At 72.7% G+C, this 17,619-nt stretch carries 9 protein-coding genes, 1 pseudogene and 1 riboswitch; of the genes and pseudogenes, 6 read left to right on the forward strand and 4 right to left on the reverse strand.

The features are described 5' to 3' along the window. Positions 1 to 127 precede the first annotated feature (127 nt). Positions 128 to 1,159 carry a protein NO VEIN domain-containing protein gene (locus IE330_RS33450; protein WP_190139936.1) on the forward strand — a complete coding sequence of 344 codons (1,032 nt, stop codon included), beginning with the start codon at positions 128 to 130 and terminating at the stop codon, positions 1,157 to 1,159. A 535-nt stretch (positions 1,160 to 1,694) separates the two neighbouring features. Here the strand turns inward: IE330_RS33450 and IE330_RS33455 are convergent. After that, positions 1,695 to 2,039: a hypothetical protein gene (locus IE330_RS33455; RefSeq protein ID WP_190139943.1), complete on the reverse strand. Its 345-nt coding sequence runs from the start codon at positions 2,037 to 2,039 to the stop codon at positions 1,695 to 1,697. Between IE330_RS33455 and IE330_RS33460 the strand changes: the two are divergent. The 4 genes and pseudogenes from IE330_RS33460 (at position 1,959) to IE330_RS33475 (ending at position 9,743) form a co-directional block, all read left to right on the forward strand. Further along, positions 1,959 to 2,684: pseudogene (locus IE330_RS33460) on the forward strand (creatininase family protein). The gene IE330_RS33455 and the pseudogene IE330_RS33460 sit on opposite strands and share 81 nt — an antisense overlap. A gap of 745 nt (positions 2,685 to 3,429) precedes the next feature. Further along, positions 3,430 to 3,801, forward strand: a complete 372-nt coding sequence (locus IE330_RS33465; protein ID WP_190139937.1) for a hypothetical protein — start codon at positions 3,430 to 3,432, stop codon at positions 3,799 to 3,801. A gap of 861 nt (positions 3,802 to 4,662) precedes the next feature. Next, positions 4,663 to 8,661, forward strand: a complete 3,999-nt coding sequence (locus IE330_RS33470; RefSeq protein WP_190139938.1) for an nSTAND1 domain-containing NTPase — start codon at positions 4,663 to 4,665, stop codon at positions 8,659 to 8,661. 320 nt (positions 8,662 to 8,981) lie between these two features. Continuing rightward, a complete protein-coding gene (locus IE330_RS33475; protein ID WP_373314795.1) occupies positions 8,982 to 9,743 on the forward strand; it encodes a glycosyltransferase family 2 protein in 762 nt (253 codons plus the stop codon). Positions 9,744 to 9,786: 43 nt separating this feature from the next. Here the strand turns inward: IE330_RS33475 and IE330_RS33480 are convergent, their stop codons facing one another. The 3 genes from IE330_RS33480 to cobN all read right to left on the reverse strand — a co-directional run bounded on the left by IE330_RS33480 (position 9,787) and on the right by cobN (position 15,900). After that, positions 9,787 to 10,710 (reverse strand): FkbM family methyltransferase, encoded by a 924-nt coding sequence (locus tag IE330_RS33480; RefSeq protein WP_190139940.1) that lies wholly within the window; start codon positions 10,708 to 10,710, stop codon positions 9,787 to 9,789. A gap of 76 nt (positions 10,711 to 10,786) precedes the next feature. Beyond that, a complete protein-coding gene (locus IE330_RS33485) occupies positions 10,787 to 12,025 on the reverse strand; it encodes an amidohydrolase family protein (RefSeq protein WP_190139941.1) in 1,239 nt (412 codons plus the stop codon). A 185-nt stretch (positions 12,026 to 12,210) separates the two neighbouring features. After that, on the reverse strand, positions 12,211 to 15,900 hold the full coding sequence (gene cobN, locus IE330_RS33490; protein WP_190139942.1) for a cobaltochelatase subunit CobN: 3,690 nt from the start codon (positions 15,898 to 15,900) through the stop codon (positions 12,211 to 12,213). An 88-nt stretch (positions 15,901 to 15,988) separates the two neighbouring features. Then, positions 15,989 to 16,067, reverse strand: a riboswitch (cobalamin riboswitch). 322 nt (positions 16,068 to 16,389) lie between these two features. On the opposite strand from cobN, the gene IE330_RS33495 reads away from it, so the two are divergent. Next, positions 16,390 to 17,619 (forward strand): ferredoxin-like domain-containing protein (locus IE330_RS33495; protein WP_506005392.1); only part of this gene is annotated, 1,230 nt, incomplete at its 3' end.

Consider the following 17,619-nt stretch of genomic DNA (forward strand, 5'->3'; position numbering starts at 1 on the left):
GCTTGGCGTGGGCGCCGGCGCCCACGCCAAGCTCACGCTCGTAAGGCGGTGCCCTCGAATGCGCCCACGGATCCAAACGGCCCTGACAGGATCGGTGGAAGACAAAGGCTGCTAGTCAGGGGAAAACATGCCCGTCAACAGGTGGTGGCGACAGCACCCGAACGAACGCTTCTGGCTGGAAATCACGAACCGCGAGGACATCGGCACCAACCTGCTCGCACCCCAAGTCAATGACCGGGGCGAGGAGTACTGGTCCTACGCACTCGTCCGTGAGGTACGGCCCGGTGACCTCGTTCTGCACTGGGACAAGAACCACGGCCCTGGAGTGGTGGGGTACTCCCACGTTCGGGGTGAGGCTTTCGCATCCACGATCATCTGGCAGAGCCGAGGCACCTACGGTCGGCAGCGGAGTACATCGGGCCCAGAGTCCGCTTGGGAGGCGCCCCTGGGCGGGTATCGGCGGTTGAGGCATCCAGTTACGCAGGCACGCCTGCGTGAGATCGAGCCGACTATCCGAACGCTGCGGGATCACCTCGCAGCGGCCGTCGAGGGGCCGCTCTACTTCCCTTTCGCCTTGTCGGCTACCCGGCCCCTCCGGGCCGCACAGGGATACCTGACCAAGCTGCCACGAGCACTGGTGGAAGAGCTCCCTGAGCTTCTGGAGCTACGCCAGACTGCAACCTCCGAACCCCACGAGGAAGCACCCGACCTGTCGCCCTCTCCATCGACAAAGCTGGCGAGGTCTTCCGGCTACGGTCGCCAGCACGACGCCAAGCGGCGACAGGCTGTCGAGCGGTACGCCATGGATCTCGTACTCGACTACTACCGCTCGCTGGGCTATGAAGCTGAAGACGTGGGTGATCACTCGCCGTGGGACATCACCGTGCGCAAGGACGGGAGTGAGACTCACGTCGAGGTGAAGGGCAGCACGACCACCCGCGAGGCTATCGACCTCACCGAGGGAGAGGTACGCCACGCTGAAGGCATATCTACCTGTCTCATAGTGATAGATCAGATCAAACTCAACGGCGATCTCCGCTGCCATGGCGGACGTTGGCGGACGTGGACTGCGTGGACACCAAGGCGGGAAGAGCTTGTTGCCACCGCGTATCGCTACCCCCTTCCAGAGGGAGGCCACCGGGGTCGTCCTTCGCCCTAATCGACCTTCCCACGCGCCCTGACGCTGGGAGAAATCTGGGAGAAGATCTTCTCCCGTTGCCTCCCAGACGCCTTGCCAGACCTATCGATACCAAGGCGCTGACCTGCATGAACACTCCACAGGTCAGGTCTGGATCGCGCCCTGACCTTATTCGGGACGAAGAGGTCGTGGGTTCAAATCCCGCCACCCCGACAGAGAAGTACCAGATCAGGGGCCTGATCCGCATCGCGGGTCGGGCCCCTGAGTGGTTTCTGAGGTCGTCTTGGGAGCCGATTGGGAGCTGACTTCGGGAGCTGGCTCCCAAAGGGTCCAGCTCATCGGTCTTCACGAGTCGGCGGGTGCGTACGGCATGTGGCCTGGATCTCGGCCAAAGAGCCACGCGAACATGAGGAGCGGGGTGAAGATCACAGCAAGGAAGATGCTGCCCACCGCCACCATCACGTGATCCGATCGGTGGTTCCGATACGTGGGCCCGCTCAGCACGCAAGTGCCGACATTTGCGAGAAATCCGACCACCAGCAGTGCCTGCCACGCATCACCACATTGCACAAGGAGCGCGAACGACAGCACCGCTGTCGAGGGCCCGCGCCATTCCATCGTCTGCCCGAGGTCCCATCCGACGTGCTTCCGTTTCGGCAATGTAGTTCTGCATGGTCAAGGCGGCCAGGTCCTGGGCGGCGTACCAGCGGTTCGCGTACTCACCGAAAGTCTCCTGGCCGAGCGTCGGGTCGCGCCAGTCGCCCGGCCGGTACTTGTTCCCAGCTTCACTCGCGGCGCCCCGGGGAGAGCCGTGAACCTCCTGCCCAACATCACCACAGCCGACGTTCAGGAACAGGCGCCGCGCGTAGCCATCCTCCCGATTGGGTCCTACGAGCAGCACGGCGGCCCTCTCCCTCTCGTCACGGACACGGCTAATCGCCCGCGAGCTGGCGGCGGCTTACCCGGTGCTGCACCTGCCGCCCATCTCGATCGCGTGCAGCCACGAGCAGGCCCGGCACCGTAAGCATCAGCGCGCGAACCCTGCACGCTGTGATCACGGATATCGCGCAGTCGCTGGAGGCATCCGGCATCCGGCATCCGGAAACTCGTCCTGGTCAACGCGCACGGCGGCAACTACGTGCTGTCGAACATCGTGCAGGAAGCCAACCTCACAGAGCCGCGGATGAGCCTCTTCCCGCACGGCAGCGACTGGGACCGCTCACGCGAGCATGCAGGCCTTCAGAGCAACGGCCACGACGACATGCACGCCGGAGAAATCGAAACATCGATCCTCCTGCACGCGGAACCGTCCCTAGTACGACCGGGGTACGAGAAAGCTAATCACGACGCGAAGGATCGCCGATTCCTGCTCACCCTCGGCATGAAGGAGTACACCGAGACGGGGGTCATCGGCTTTCCCTCGTACGCTACGGCCGAGAAGGGCAGGGCAGTCCTGGCGAGCCTGAAGGTCCGCTTCGCAGACCACCTAGCGGCTCTCGGGGAACCGCAGCAACCTCGATACGGCGACTCGGAGTTGAGGGCCTGACTGTCGTGAAACACCAGTGCAGCACGGTGTACGCCCACATGCGCGGGATGTCCGTTTCTCTGAAAGTGAGTGAAAACTGGGGTGCCCCCCCGCTAACGTGCCTGGTCAGTTCGTGTGGTCCCCGCGTGTGCGGGGGTGGCCCCTCAGCGAGGCCAGCCAGCACTACCTGAGTGAGTGTCTAACTGCGTGACAACGGCGGCGCACGGTGGCGTACGTCCACGCACATTCAGGAACGGTTGGCGCCGGTCAGCGTCCGCATTCGTCCTGGACCTACTGATACCAAGATTGCTTCGGGACGGAGAGGTCGTGGGTTCAAATCCCGCCATCCCGATAGAGAAGTGCCCGGTCAGGGTCCTGATTCGCAGTGCGGGTCGGGTCCCTGAGTGGTTTCTGGCTCTTTTGCAGAGCTCAGTACGGATCTGGTTCCCAGACGGCGCCGCAAGATCAGGTGCTAGTGACCCTGAATGACCCGGTAGAACGGCCTATCGCCTCCGTCCGGCTCAGCTCTGTGCCATGCGCGGGACCGTGGAACATGTGCCACCGTCCAACAGTCCGGTGGCAAGCCGCCTGCGTCGGTGAGAGCATCGCGCTTCGACTCAGAAGTCGTGTGGAAGCTCGCCAGTTGCCACCGGCGAGCCGTATAGCTTGGCAGAAGAGCCGGGCAAGGCAGCCTGGTTGGTGCCTGGGAGGTGGGCTACTTGTCACGGGCGCTCAGTCAGCGGCCTTTCTGTCACCAGGTCGAGGCATGACGCGCGACCGGCTCGTCGAGATGCTCGGTGGGCCGACAACGGCATGTGGACCTGCACGTGATGCGTTGGTTGCCGGTGGAGCCTTCGTCGTTTGGGACGGTCTGGTTCCTGCTGATCGCCTGGCATGTATCTACCGGAGGCGGCTCCGTATCACTCAGAGGCGCGGCCAGCCGACGCTGGCCCTCGCCGACACGGTCGACATCCTCTCCCGTGCGGCAGAAGAGCCTCTCCTCATCGGGCGCATCGACGCGGTCGACACGTCCTGGACGTTCATGCTCTTCCTCAACGCCACCGCCACCGCGGTACTGGCCTGCACTGGCGTAGCGAGAAGCGAGCGCTCGGCAGGGCCAGCCACTGGTGCGCAGTGACACCATGCCTGCCCGGGTGGACAGCCATCGCGCTTCGGCTCGAAAGGGTCCCTCGGGCAGAGAGGCTTAGTTGGATGTATCGGTGATTGGGCCACCAACTGTCCGGGGGCCAGGCGATCTGGGACAGGATCATCAGTTGGCTTACGTTCCGTGACGCGCGGTCCGTGTGCCGGAGCGTCCGCTCCAGGTGGGTGGTCGGGGATGCGAGCTCGCGTCGCCCAAGTAGTGGGTGCGGCGGTGAGGGACGCCGAGCTGGGGCGCCGACCGAGAACCGGGCCGGTGCACGCTCGCGCCGCGCGTCGGAGCGGTGCCGGTCCCTCCCCTCGTGGGGACCGGTACCGGCCGACGCGGGCGGCGGCGGACCGTGTCCCCGAGGGGAGCACGGGCAGCCCAGGCCCGCAGAAGGGTCCGGGCAGCCCCGGCTCGGGCAAGGCCACGCACAGCCCCAGCCCAGGCGAGGCCACGAACAGGCCCGCCTGGGTGAGGGCCACCGACAGCCCAGCCCAGCCAAAGGCCGGGGCGAAAGCAGCCCGGAGCCGCGCCGTGGGGGTGCGGTCCGGGCCTGGCCGGTCTTGGGGGATCGCCGGGTGCGCGCGAGGTGGGGTGCCTCGCCGCCACTGCGTCACTCCGGCGAAAACCAGCCGAGAAGGCGCGGGGTCACGAGCCGCCTCTCCAGGCCTCGGCCCGGCGGCCTGCTCCGACACCGCTCGGTGCGTTCGCCACTGCGCCGCGATCCTGCCATTTTTGGCCGCCCGCGAGGAGGTTCCGGCCTCGTCCGGCCCCCGTCCCCGCAGGTCAGGCAGATAGAGTGAGTTTTCCGGTCCGGACGGTCAGGCTCGGCGGCAGGGAGGGGAGGAGGCCTTGAGCTCCGACTCAGGGGCGCGCACAGCCTTCGCGGAACGACTCGCCCTGCTGTACCAGGAAGCCGGCAACCCTCCCCTCAAGCGCGTGTCCGATTCCGTCGCGCGGCTGCAGCGCGCCGACGAGCGCGGGCGGCCCGTGCGGGTCTCCGCCCAGCGGATCAGCGACTGGCGGCGGGCCAAGAACGTGCCCGCCCAGTTCGCCGCCCTCGCCGCGGTCCTGCACGTCCTGATCCCCGAGGCGCGGCGCGAGCGGCCCGTGCCCGTCTCCACCGGTCTGTACGACCTCGCCCACTGGCAGCGCCTGTGGGCCAGCGCCGTCGCCGACCCCGTCGGCGACACCGCCGCCGCGCCCCCGGACGGCGAGGAGCGGCCCGCCGACGCGGCCGCCGCCCCCACCGTCTGTCCGTACCGCGGCCTCGCCTCGTACCGCAGGCAGGACGCCCAGTGGTTCTTCGGCCGGGAGCGGAGCACGGAGGCCCTCGTCGCGCAGCTCCGGGCGGCCGGCGGGACCGGCGGCCTGGTCATGCTCGTGGGCGCCTCCGGCGCGGGGAAGTCCTCCCTGCTGCACGCCGGCCTGGTGCCCGCCCTGCAGGGCGGCGCCCTCGGCGACCACCTCCCGGTCGGGCCGGTGCTGCCCCTCGTGCCCGGCCCCGAGCCCGTGGCGGAACTGGTGCGGCTCATACCCGAGTTGGGCCGTCTGTCTCCCTTACCCCGTACGTCCCGTACGTCCGGTCCCGTGGAGGGTACGCGGGAGGCCGTCGCCGCGTGGGCCGCGCGCGTGGCGCCGGCCGGGGGGCGGCCCGTCGTCATCGTGGACCAGTTCGAGGAGGCGTTCACCCTCTGCCCGGACGAGGCCCAGCGGCGCGCCTTCGTGCAGGTGCTGCACGCCCTGTGCTCGCCCGCCGGGGCGGGGGCGGCCGCCCCCGCGCTCGTCGTGCTCGGGGTGCGCGCCGACTTCTACGAGGCCTGCCTCGGGTACCCGGAGCTGGCCGACGCGCTGCAGCACCGGCACATGGTGCTCGGGCCGCTGACCGCCGCCGAGCTGCGGCAGGCGGTGACCGGGCCCGCCAAGGCCGTGGGGCTCGAACTGGAGCCGGGGCTCGCGGAGCTGATCGTCCGCGAGGTGAGCACGGACGAGCCCCGCGGCGCCCACGACGCGGGCGTGCTGCCGCTCCTGTCGCACGCCCTGCTCGCCACCTGGCAGCGGCGCAAGACGGGCAAGCTCACGGTGGCGGGCTACCGCGCGGCCGGCGGCATCCAGGGGGCGGTGGCCGCCACCGCCGAGCGCGCCTGGTCCGGGCTCGACCCGGCGGCCCGCGCGGCCGCCCGGCTGCTGCTGCTCCGGCTGGTCCGGCTCGGCGAGGACACCCACGCCACCCGCCGGCGCGGCACCCGGCGCCAGCTCGCGGAGGAGTCGGCCAACCCCGGCAAGACCGAGGAGTCGCTGGAGGCCCTGGTCCGGGCCCGCCTGGTGACGCTCGACGCGGACACCGTGGAGATCACCCACGAGGCCCTGCTGCACGCCTGGCCCCGGCTGCGGGACTGGATCGACGAGGGCCGCAGCGACCACCTGCTCCGCCAGCGCCTGGAGGAGGACAGCCGGACCTGGGAGGACTCCGGCCGCGACACCTCCCTGCTCTACCGCGGCTCCCGCCTCGAACAGGCCCGCGCCTGGGCCGAGTCCGCCGACGCCACCCTGCTGACGCGGGGCGCGGCGCAGTTCCTGGCCGCCTCCGCCGGGCTGCGCAGGCGCACGCTGTGGGTCAGCCGGGGCGCGGTGGCGGCGCTGGTCGTGCTCGCGCTGCTCGCCGTCGTCTCGGCGGTGGTGGCGGGGCAGCAGCGCAACGACGCGGTGTCGGAGCGCAACGACGCGGTGTTCGCGCAGGTGGTCGCCGAGGCCGACCGGGCCGAGGACACCGACCCCTCCCTGTCCGCCCAGCTCGCGCTGGTGGCGCACCGGCTGCGGCCCGAGGACGAGGGCACGCGCAACCGCCTGGTCTCCATCGTGAACGCGCCCCTGGCCACACCGCTGCTCGGGCACACCGGCGCCGTCTACCTCACCTCGTTCCGCCCGGACGGACGGCTGCTGGCTTCCGCCAGCTACGACCGGACCGTGCGGCTGTGGGACGTGTCAGAGCCGGGCCGCCCCCAGCCCCTCGGCAAGGCGCTGACCGGCCACCGGAGCTGGGTGAGCACCGCCGTGTTCAGCCCGGACGGCACCCTGCTCGCCAGCGCCTCCGACGACGGCACCGTACGGCTGTGGGACGTGCGCGACCCGCGCCGGCCGCGGCCGCTGGGGGCGCCGGTGCCCGGCCGCGGCGGCACCATCTACCTGCTCGCCTTCTCCCCGGACGGGCGCACGCTGGTCTCCGCCAACGACAACCACACCGTGGGGCTGTGGAACGTGGCCGACCCGCGCCGCCCGAAGGCGCTCGGCGCCCTGAAGGGCCATACGGCCGCGGTGCGTTCGGTGGCGTTCCGCCCCGACGGGCGGGCGCTCGCGGCCGGGGGCGACGACGGCACCATCCGGCTGTGGGACATGGCCGACCGGGACCGCCCGCGCCCGGCCGGCACCGTGCTGAGGGGCCACAAGAGCACCGTGCACTCCGTGGACTTCAGCCCCGACGGCCACACGCTCGCCAGCGGCGGCGTCGACAACACCATCCGGCTCTGGAACGTCGCGGAGCCCCGCCGCGGCAGGCCCCTCGGCTCGCCGCTCACCGGGCACACCGGCCCCCTGTGGTCGGTGGACTTCAACGCGGCCGGGACGATGCTCGCGGCCGCCAGCGCCGACTCCACGGCGAGCCTGTGGAACGTCAGCGACCCGGCGCGCCCCTCGCAGGTCGGCGAGCAGTTGACCGGCGGCAGCGGCGAGATGTACGCCCTCGGCTTCAGCCCCGACGGGAGGACGCTCGCCACCGGGAGCGGCGACGCCAAGGTGCGCCTGTGGTCCATCCCGACGTCGGACATGATCGGCCGGACCGGCACGTTCCGCCCCGACGGGAAGGTGCTGGCCACGGCCGGGCGCGACGACCGGGTCCGGCTGTGGGACGTGCGGCGGCCCAACCGGCCGGCGGCGATCGGGCGTTCGTTCAAGCCGGGTGAGGAGTACGTCCGTACGCTGGTGTTCTCGCCCGACGGGCGCACGCTCGCGGTGCTGACCGGGGACCGCACGGTGCGGCTGTGGAACGTCTCCGACCCGGCGCGCCCGGTCCCGTACGGGAGGTCCGTGACGCTGCGGACGCGGTTCGCGGCGGCGCTGGCCTTCAGCCCGGACGGGCGCACGCTGGCCACGCCCTACGTCGACCGGACGGTGCAGCTCTGGGACGTGCGCGACTTCTCCCGCGTCCGCCGCCTCGGCGCCCCGCTCACCGGCCACAAGGGCTACGTCAACTCCCTCGCCTTCGACGCGGCCGGCGACACCCTCGCCAGCGGCAGCTCCGACGGCACGGTCCGGCTGTGGGACGTGGCGGACCCGGCGCGCCCCGGCCGCCAGGGCGCGCCCCTCAAGGGGCACCTCGGGCCGGTCAACAAGCTGGCCTACGGGCCGGACGGCCGCACCCTGGCCAGTGGCAGCGACGACGGCACGGTCCGGCTCTGGCGGGTGGGCGGCCCGCCCGGCGGGACCCGTCTTGAGGCGTCCCTGACGGGCCACACGGACGCGATCGTGTCGCTGACGTTCAGCGAGGACGGCCGCACCCTGGCGACCGGCAGCCACGACAACACCGTCCGGCTCTGGGACGTCGCCCACCCCGCCAAGGCCTCGCCCATCGGGCAGTCGATGAGCCCCAATGCCAAGACGGGCGGGTTTTTGTCGTTCAGCCCGCAAAGCCACATGCTCGGGGTCGCCAGCGGCACCGATACGGTCCGGCTGTGGAACTTGGACACCAAGGCGGCGATTCGGCGTATCTGCTCGACCACGCGCGGTGTTCTGATACGCAAGAACTGGCGCGAATATATGCCGCGGCTCCCCTACACACCCCCGTGTGAGAAGTGACCCCCTATGGACCCCGTTCCCTCCATGCGTGATCCCGGTCACAACTCGCCCGTCGACCCAGGCAGTTCGCTTGTCGGGCGGGCGGCCTTGGTACGGTGGGGCAGAGCCCGATCGCTGGTGCATCCCCCGTCGCCAGCGATCGGGCCGTTCTGTGTGCCGAAAAGACCGTTTCGCCATACATATACCGGCTGGTCGGTCGATATCGCGGCCCCGTCGGCGAACCCGCTCCGATTACCTCCGGGGAAACCGGTCCGAAACTCCGGGCGGCGGGCCGACTTTCCTCAGAGGCAAAATCGGAACGGGGAAAGGTGGTGAGCGCCGTGCGCCGGCGCGTCGTCGTCGTCACGGCCGTGCACGCGCCCTCCGCCCGCTATCTGCCGGACGCCTACGCGTCCTTGTGCCGGCAGGAGTTGCCGCGGGGCTGGGAGTGGCACTGGGTGGTCCAGGAGGACGGGCGGGGCGACGACGTCCGCCGCCACGTGCCCCGGGACCCCCGGGTGACCTTCCTCCAGGGCCGGGCGGGCGGCCCCGGCGTGGCCCGCACCATGGCCCTCGCCCACGCCGACGGCGCGTACGTCAAGGTCCTGGACGCCGACGACCAGCTCACGCCGGGCGCGCTCGCCCGCGACCTGGCGGCGCTCGAGGGCGATGCGACCCTCGGCTGGGCGACGTCGCGGGTGCTCGACCTGCTGCCCGACGGGTCGACGGCCGGCGTCCCCGGCGACCCCTGCCACGGCCCGGTCGAGCGCGAGACCCTGCTGCGGTGCTGGAAGGCCAACGGCTACCGCGCCCCGGTGCACCCGGCGACGCTGTGCGTGCGCCGCGAGCTGCTCGTGGCCGTCGGCGGCTGGATGGCGCTGCCGGCCTCGGAGGACACCGGGCTGCTCCTGGCCCTCAACATGGTGGCGCGCGGCTGGTTCTCCGCCGAGGCCGGGCTGCTCTACCGCAAGTGGGAGGGCCAGGTCACCGGCCAGGCCGCGCACACCGACACCGCGGAGCGCAGCGCGCGCATGGCCGTGGTGGAGTCCCGGGCGCGGGCCCTGGCGGGCCTGCGGTGGCACTACCCCGGGCGCCCCCGCTGACCCAGGGGCCGGGCCCCGCGCGCGAAGGCTCCGGCCGGACGCGTCACCCCAGCGTCTCGGCGTCCACGCGGGAGAAGACCAGGTCGCTCTCGGCGCGCACGGGTTCCCGCCAGCGGACCGGCACGCACCGCGCGTGGCGGACGGCCGCCGGGTAGCTGCCGGGCGCGTAGTCGTTGGCCAGGCGGTACGTGTGGAAGCCGTGCGCGCGCATCGTCGCCAGGAGCTCGTCGACGCTGTCGCCGAGCCGCGCCATCCGGTCCGGGGTGACCTCCACGGCGATCTCCGCGTCCGGCCGCAGCCGGTCGAGGGCGGGGGCGAGGCCGCGGACGACGCCGCCCTCGGCGCCCTCGACGTCGATCTTGATCACCCGGGCGCGGGCGAGTTCGCCGGGCTCCAGGAGGTCGGGCAGCGGCACGGCGCGCGTCTCGAAGCGGGACTCCGCGGGCCCGTCCCACGGGACGACGCTGTTCGCGCCCAGGTTGCGCGCGCTGGCCAGGACGAAGGTGAGCGTCTCGGGGCGGTCGGAGACGGCGGCGTTGACCGCGCGGAGGTTGGCGCAGCCGTTGAGGTCGCGGTGGCGGAGCACCTGCCGGTGGAAGTCGGGCGAGGCCTCGACGGCGACCACCCGGCCCGCCGGGCCGACCAGCCGCGAGGCGAGCACGCTCAGGTAGCCGATGTTCGCGCCGACGTCCACGAAGACGTCGCCGGGGCGCAGCCGGTCGCGGAGCCAGCGCGTCAGGTGCGGCTCCCAGACGCCGAAGAGGTAGAGGTAGCGCTGGATGAGGTCCTGGGTGTCGACGGCGAACCGGGCGCCGAAGACCGTCTCGACGACCCTGCGCCGCGGGTGGTCCCGCAGCCAGGGGTTGAGGAACCGGGTGGCGAGCGCGGCCTTGCCGAGGGTGCCGGGGGCGTCGCGCACGTACCGCCGGCCGAGCGTGGCCAGGGCCCCGGTCACCGTGCCGCCCATCCGCTCCCCGCCCCTTCGCCTCGCGTACGCGGACCGCGGCACGCCCCCTTCCGGGGGCCGGACCCCGCAAGCCGGGTCAGGCGGTGGCCGCGGCCGTCCGGTCCTGGTCGAACGGCAGGTCCAGCATACGAATCGCGTTGCCGCGCAGCAGCTTGTACGCCACCTCGGCCGGCAGCCCGCGCACGTGCTCGGCGGCCACCTCCCTGGTGTGCGGCCAGGTCGAGTCGACGTGCGGGTAATCGGTCTCGAAGGTGGCGTTGTCCACGCCGACGGTGTCGATGGCCTCGATGCCGTGCCTGTCGCGGAAGAAGCAGCAGAAGACCTGCCGGTAGTAGTACGTCGACGGCGGCTCGGGGATCAGGTCCCGCACCCCGCCCCAGGCGCGGTGCTCCTCCCACACGTCGTCGGCGCGCTCCAGGGCGTACGGGATCCAGCCCATCTGCCCCTCGCTGTACGCCAGTTTGAGCCGCGGGAACTTCACCAGGACCCCGGAGAACAGGAAGTCCGTCATCGACGCCATGGCGTTGTTGAAGGAGAGCGTGGCCTGCACGGCCGGCGGGGCGTCGGGGGAGGCGGCGGGCATCTGGGAGCTGCTGCCGATGTGCATGTTCACCACGGTGCCCGTCTCCTCGCACGCGGCGAAGAACGGGTCCCAGTACCCGCAGTGGATGGACGGAAGACCCAGGTACGTCGGGATCTCGGAGAAGGTCACCGCCCGCACGCCGCGCGCGGCGTTCCGCCGGATCTCCGCGACGGCGAGGTCCACGTCCCACAGCGGGACGAGGCACAGCGGGATGAGCCGCCCGCCGCTGTCCCCGCACCACTCCTCGACCATCCAGTCGTTGTACGCCCGCACGCAGGCGAGCGCGACCTCCTTGTCCTCGGCCTCGGCGAACGTCTGCCCGCAGAAGCGCGGGAACGTCGGGAAGCACAGGGAGGCCTCGACGTGGTTGAGGTCCATGTCCGCGAGGCGCGCCTTCGGGTCCCAGCAGCCGCGCCGCATCTGCTCGCGGGTGATGCCGTCGAGGGTCATCTCGTCGCGCGAGAACCCCACGGCCGCGATGATCCGCTTGTACGGGAAGATCTCCCCCTCGTACCGCCACCAGTCGGTGACCTGGCCCTCGGGGTCGGTGGTGAAGCGGTACTTCCCGCCCACATAGGCCAGTTCGCCGATGCCCGCGGTGAAGGGCTGGGGGCCCTTCTCGCGGTACTTCCTCGGCAGCCAGGTCGCGAAGAGGTGCGCCGGCTCGATCACGTGGTCGTCGACGCTGATGACCCTGGGGATGTCGCTGGTGCCGGACTCCGTGCCGCTCATGCCGCACCTCCTGCCGCCCGCCGGGTGCCCGGGGCCGCGCCCCGCCCGTATCTGACGAACCGTCAGATGGAGCGTAGGGCGCGGCCGTCCGGACGGCAAGCGGGCCCGGGGGCGGCTCCGGGGCACCCGCGCCGGGGTGGCCGGACCCCGGTGGCGGGGCCGGTCGCCCCGGCAGGGCGGCCGGGTCAGGACTCGTCGGCCTCCAGGTCGCCCTCGGTCTCCAGGTAGACCTCGCGCAGGGCCTCCAGGACGGCCGGGTCGGGCTTCTCCCACATACCGCGGGACTCCGCCTCCAGCAGGCGCTCGGCGATGCCGTGCAGGGCCCAGGGGTTGGCCTCCTGGAGGAACTCCCGGTTGGCCGGGTCCAGGACGTAGGCCTGTGTGAGCTTGTCGTACATCCAGTCGGCGACGACCCCGGTGGTGGCGTCGTAGCCGAAGAGGTAGTCGACGGTGGCGGCCAGCTCGAAGGCGCCCTTGTAGCCGTGGCGGCGCATCGCCTCGATCCACTTGGGGTTCACCACGCGGGCGCGGAAGACGCGGCTGGTCTCCTCGACGAGGGTGCGGGTGCGGACCGTCTCCGGCCGGGTGGAGTCGCCGATGTACGCCTCGGGGGCCTTGCCGCCGCGCAGCGCCTTCACCGTGGCGACCATGCCGCCGTGGTACTGGAAGTAGTCGTCGGAGTCGGCGATGTCGTGCTCGCGGGTGTCGGTGTTCTTGGCCGCGACCGCGATGCGCTTGTACGCCGTCTCCATCTCGGCGCGGGCCGAGCGGCCCTCCAGGCCGCGGCCGTAGGCGTAGCCGCCCCAGACCGTGTAGACCTCGGCGAGGTCCGCGTCCGTGCGCCAGTCGCGGGAGTCGATGAGCTGGAGCAGGCCCGCGCCGTATGTGCCGGGGCGGGAGCCGAAGATACGGGTGGTGGCGCGGCGCTCGTCGCCGTGCTCGGCGAGGTCGGCCTGGACGTGGGCCCGGACGTGGTTGGCCTCGGCGGGCTCCTCCAGCGAGGCGGCGAGGCGCACCGCGTCGTCCAGGAGGCCGATCGTGTGCGGGAACGCGTCGCGGAAGAAGCCGGAGATGCGCAGGGTCACGTCGATGCGCGGCCGGCCCAGCTCCTCGTACGGGATCGGCTCCAGGCCCGTGACGCGGCGGGAGGCGTCGTCCCAGACCGGACGGACGCCGAGCAGCGCGAGGGCCTCGGCCACGTCGTCGCCCGCGGTGCGCATCGCGCTGGTGCCCCACAGGGACAGGCCGACGGAGGTGGGCCACGCGCCGTTGTCCTGGCGGTAGCGCTCCAGGAGCGAGTCGGCGAGGGCCTGGCCCGTCTCCCAGGCGAGGCGGGAGGGGACGGCCTTGGGGTCGACGGAGTAGAAGTTGCGGCCCGTCGGCAGGACGTTGACCAGGCCGCGCAGCGGGGAGCCGGAGGGGCCCGCCGGGACGAAGCCGCCGTTCAGGGCGTGCACGGCGTGGTCGAGCTCGGCCGTGGTCGCCGCCAGGCGCGGCACCACCTCGCGGGCGGCGAACTCCAGGACGGCCGCGACCTGCTCGCGGCGGTCCTCGGCCACCGGCGCCACCACCGAAGGGACGGCCGCCAGGTCCCAGCCCGCCTCCTCCATGGCCTCCACCAGCGCGCGGGCCTGCTCCTCGGCGGCGTCGGCCGTGGTGCGCGTGGCCGCCGACTCGTCCAGGCCGAGGGCCTCGCGCAGGCCGGGCAGGGCGGTGGTGCCGCCCCAGATCTGGCGGGCGCGCAGGATGGCGAGGACGAGGTTGACGCGGTCGCCGCCGCCCGGCGGGGTGCCGAGGACGTGCAGGCCGTCGCGGATCTGGGCGTCCTTGACCTCGCACAGCCAGCCGTCGACGTGCAGCAGGAAGTCGTCGAAGCCGTCGTCGTCGGGCCGGTCCTCCAGGCCCAGGTCGTGGTCGAGCCGCGCGGCCTGGATGAGGGTCCAGATCTGCGCGCGGATCGCCGGGAGCTTCGCCGGGTCCATCGAGCTGATCTGCGCGTACTCGTCCAGGAGCTGCTCCAGGCGCGCGATGTCGCCGTAGGAGTCGGCGCGCGCCATGGGCGGTACGAGGTGGTCGACGAGCGTGGCGTGCACGCGGCGCTTGGCCTGGGTGCCCTCGCCCGGGTCGTTGACGAGGAACGGGTAGACCAGCGGGACGTCGCCGAGGGCGGCGTCGGGCGCGCAGGCGGCGGACAGGCCCGCGTTCTTGCCGGGCAGCCACTCCAGGTTGCCGTGCTTGCCCAGGTGGACCATCGCGTCGGCGCCGAAGCCGCCGTCGGCGGCCGGGGCCGCGATCCAGCGGTAGGCCGCCAGGTAGTGGTGCGAGGGCGGCAGGTCCGGGTCGTGGTAGATCGCGATGGGGTTCTCGCCGAAGCCGCGCGGCGGCTGGATGAGGATCAGCAGGTTCCCGTAGCGCAGCGCGGCGAGGACGATGTCGCCCTCCGGGTTGGCGCTGCGGTCGACGAACATCTCGCCGGGCGGCGGGCCCCAGTGCTCCTCGACGGCCGTGCGCAGCTCCTCGGGCAGCGTGGCGTACCAGCGCTGGTAGTCGGCGGCCGGGATGCGCACCGGGTTCTTCGCGAGCTGCTCCTCGGTGAGCCAGTCCTGGTCGTGGCCGCCCGCGTCGATGAGGGCGCGGATCAGCTCGTCGCCGTCGCCGGATGCCAGCCCCGGGATGTCGGCGTCCCCGAAGTCGTAGCCCTCCTCCCGCAGGCGGCGCAGCAGCGCCACCGCGCTCGCCGGGGTGTCCAGGCCGACGGCGTTGCCGATGCGGGAGTGCTTGGTCGGGTACGCGGACAGCACCAGCGCGAGGCGCTTGTCGGCGGCCGGGATGTGCTTGAGGCGCGCGTGGCGTACGGCGATCCCGGCGACGCGGGCCGCGCGCTCGGGGTCGGCGACGTACGCGGGCAGGCCGTCCGCGTCGATCTCCTTGAAGGAGAACGGCACGGTGATCAGGCGGCCGTCGAACTCGGGCACGGCGATCTGGCTGGCGGCGTCCAGCGGCGAGACGCCCTCGTCGTTGTCCTCCCAGTCGGAGCGCGAGCCGGTCAGGCACAGCGCCTGGAGGATCGGCACGTCCAGGGCGGCGAGCGCGCCCGCGTCCCAGGACTCGTCGCCCTCCCGTCGCCCACCACCACCCTCAACGGAGACGTTCCACGTCGCAAGATTCATTTCGCCGGCGGACGCCTCCGCGGGCTTGGTGCCGCCCGCCGCGAGGACCGTGGTGACGATGGCGTCGGCGGCGCGCAGCTCCTCGATCAGCTCGGGCTCCGGGGCGCGCAGCGAGGCCACGTACAGCGGCAGCGGCCGGCCGCCCGCCGCCTCGACGGCGTCGCACAGGACGTGCACGAAGGCGGTGTTGCCGCTCATGTGGTGGGCGCGGTAGTAGAGCACGGCGACGACCGGGCCGTCGCCCGCCGGGGCGGTGCGCTCCAGCGGGCCCCAGGTCGGCGCGGGCGCGGGCGCCTCGAAGCCGTGGCCGGTGAGCAGGACGGTGTCGGAGAGGAAGCGGGCGAGCTGCTCCAGGTTGGCGGGGCCGCCGTGCGCGAGGTAGGCGTGCGCCTCGGCGGCGATGCCGACCGGGACCGTGGAGGCCGCCATGAGCTGGGCGTCCGGGGCCTGTTCACCGGTGAGCACGACGACCGGGCGGCCGTCGGCGAGCAGCAGGTCCAGGCCCTCCTGCCAGGCGCGGATGCCGCCGAGGAGCCGGACGACGACCAGGTGGACGCCGTCGAGGAGGCCGGGCAGGTCGTCCAGCGGCAGCCGGGAGGGGTTCGCGAAGCGGTAGGCCACCGGGCCTTCGGCGGCCCGGGCGCTGAGCAGGTCGGTGTCGGACGTCGACAGGAGCAGGATGCGGGGCCCGGATGAATGCTGCATGCGGCATCGGCCTTCCTCGGGGTGTCCGCGCCCCGGGTGGTGTGTGGGGTCTCCCCCGCCCGGCCGGAGCCGGGCGTTGCGGGGAAGGGAGTTCCTGGCTCACCCGTCCCCTTGCGGGGCCGGGCTCACAGTGGCGGGACCGCGCCGGATTCGCACCGGGCTTCCTCCCCTGTCGCCGTCCTGGCGATGGCGGATCGGGTGATCCACCGTTGAGCATATTAGGGGCCGGGGGATGGAGGGCAGGGCGTGCGCCCGCCCCGGCCGCTCCGGTACGTCTCGCGCCGCCGGGGCGCGGGGGCTCCGCGCGGCCGCGGTGTCCTGGGCTCGCGCCGCCGGGGCGTACCGGGCTCGCACCCGCCGGGGTGTCCGGGCTCCGCGCCGCCGGGGCGCACTGGTTACTGGTTTCGCGCACCGGGACGTACCGGCTCCGCACCGCCGCGACGTACGAACCCCGTGACGGCCCGGCGTACCGACGATGTGATGGTCGGTATGCTCGCCGCCATGTCCACGGCTCCCCTCCGCACGTCCCCGCAGGCCACAGCGGCCCCACGGGACCGCGGTGACGCCTGCCCGGGCAGCCTGCGGCTGCACGCGGCCGACGACGGGGCGCTGGCCCGCGTCCGGGTCCCCGGCGGCGTGCTGGACCTCCGGCAGGCCGAGGCGCTCGCCACGGCGGCCCACCGCCTCGGCGACGGCGACCTGCACCTCACCTCGCGCGGCAACGTGCAGCTACGCGGACTCGGCGACGGCTGCGGCGCGGATCTCGCCGCGCTGCTCGACGCCGCCGGGCTGCTGCCCTCCGCCGCGCACGAGCGGGTGCGCAACGTCGTCGCCTCGCCGCTGTCCGGCCTGGACGGCCGCGGGCTGTACGACGTGCGGCCCTGGCTCACGGCGCTCGACGCGGCCTTGTGCGCGAGCGAGGCGGCGCGGGAGCTGTCGGGCCGGTTCCTGTTCGCGCTCGACGACGGGCGCGGCGACGTGGCGGCGCTCGACGCCGACGTGACGGTACGGGCCACTGCGGACGGCCGTGCCGTACTGAGCCTGGACGGGACGGACCCGGCCCTGCGGGTGCCCGCGGCCGACGCGCCCCGGGCCGCGCTCCTGGCCGCCGAGGCGTTCGCGCACTGCGTGCGGGCGAGCGGGGCACGGGCCTGGCGGGTGGCCGAACTCGCCTCCGAGCCCGGGGAGTTGCTGTGCGAGGTGCGGCTGCGGCTGGCGGGCGAGGGCATCGCGTACGAGGAGCTCGGCCGGGACGGGGGTGCGTCGGCCGGAGGCGCCGAAGCCGGGGCCAAGGACACCACCGCCGCCGAAGCCGAAGCTGAAGCTGAAGCCGGGCCCAAGGGCGCCCCCGCCGCCGGAGCCGGAGCCGAGGAAGCCGGAGGCGAGCGCACGGGAGCGACGGCCTCCCGGACCGCCGCAGCCGAAGCCGAAGCCCCCGCGAGCCCGGCCCGCTCCCCCGAACCCCCGGGCCCGGCCCCGGCCCCGGTCCCAGGCCCAGCCCTCGGAATCGTCGGCTCCGCCCTGTCCGTGCACGCTCCCCTCGGCCGCCTCACCCTCCCCCAGTGGCGCGAGCTGACCCGTACCGCCGCCGCACTCGGCCCCGGTGAGCTGCGGCTGACGCCGTGGCGCGGGGTCGTCGTGCCCGTCCCGGGGGCGGACCCGGCGCGCGCGGCCGAGGCGCTCGACCGCCTCGCCGCCACCGGCCTCGTCACCGGCCCC

The sequence above is a fragment of the Streptomyces longispororuber genome, from assembly GCF_014656095.1.
In the GTDB taxonomy this organism is placed as follows: Bacteria; Actinomycetota; Actinomycetes; order Streptomycetales; family Streptomycetaceae; genus Streptomyces; species Streptomyces longispororuber.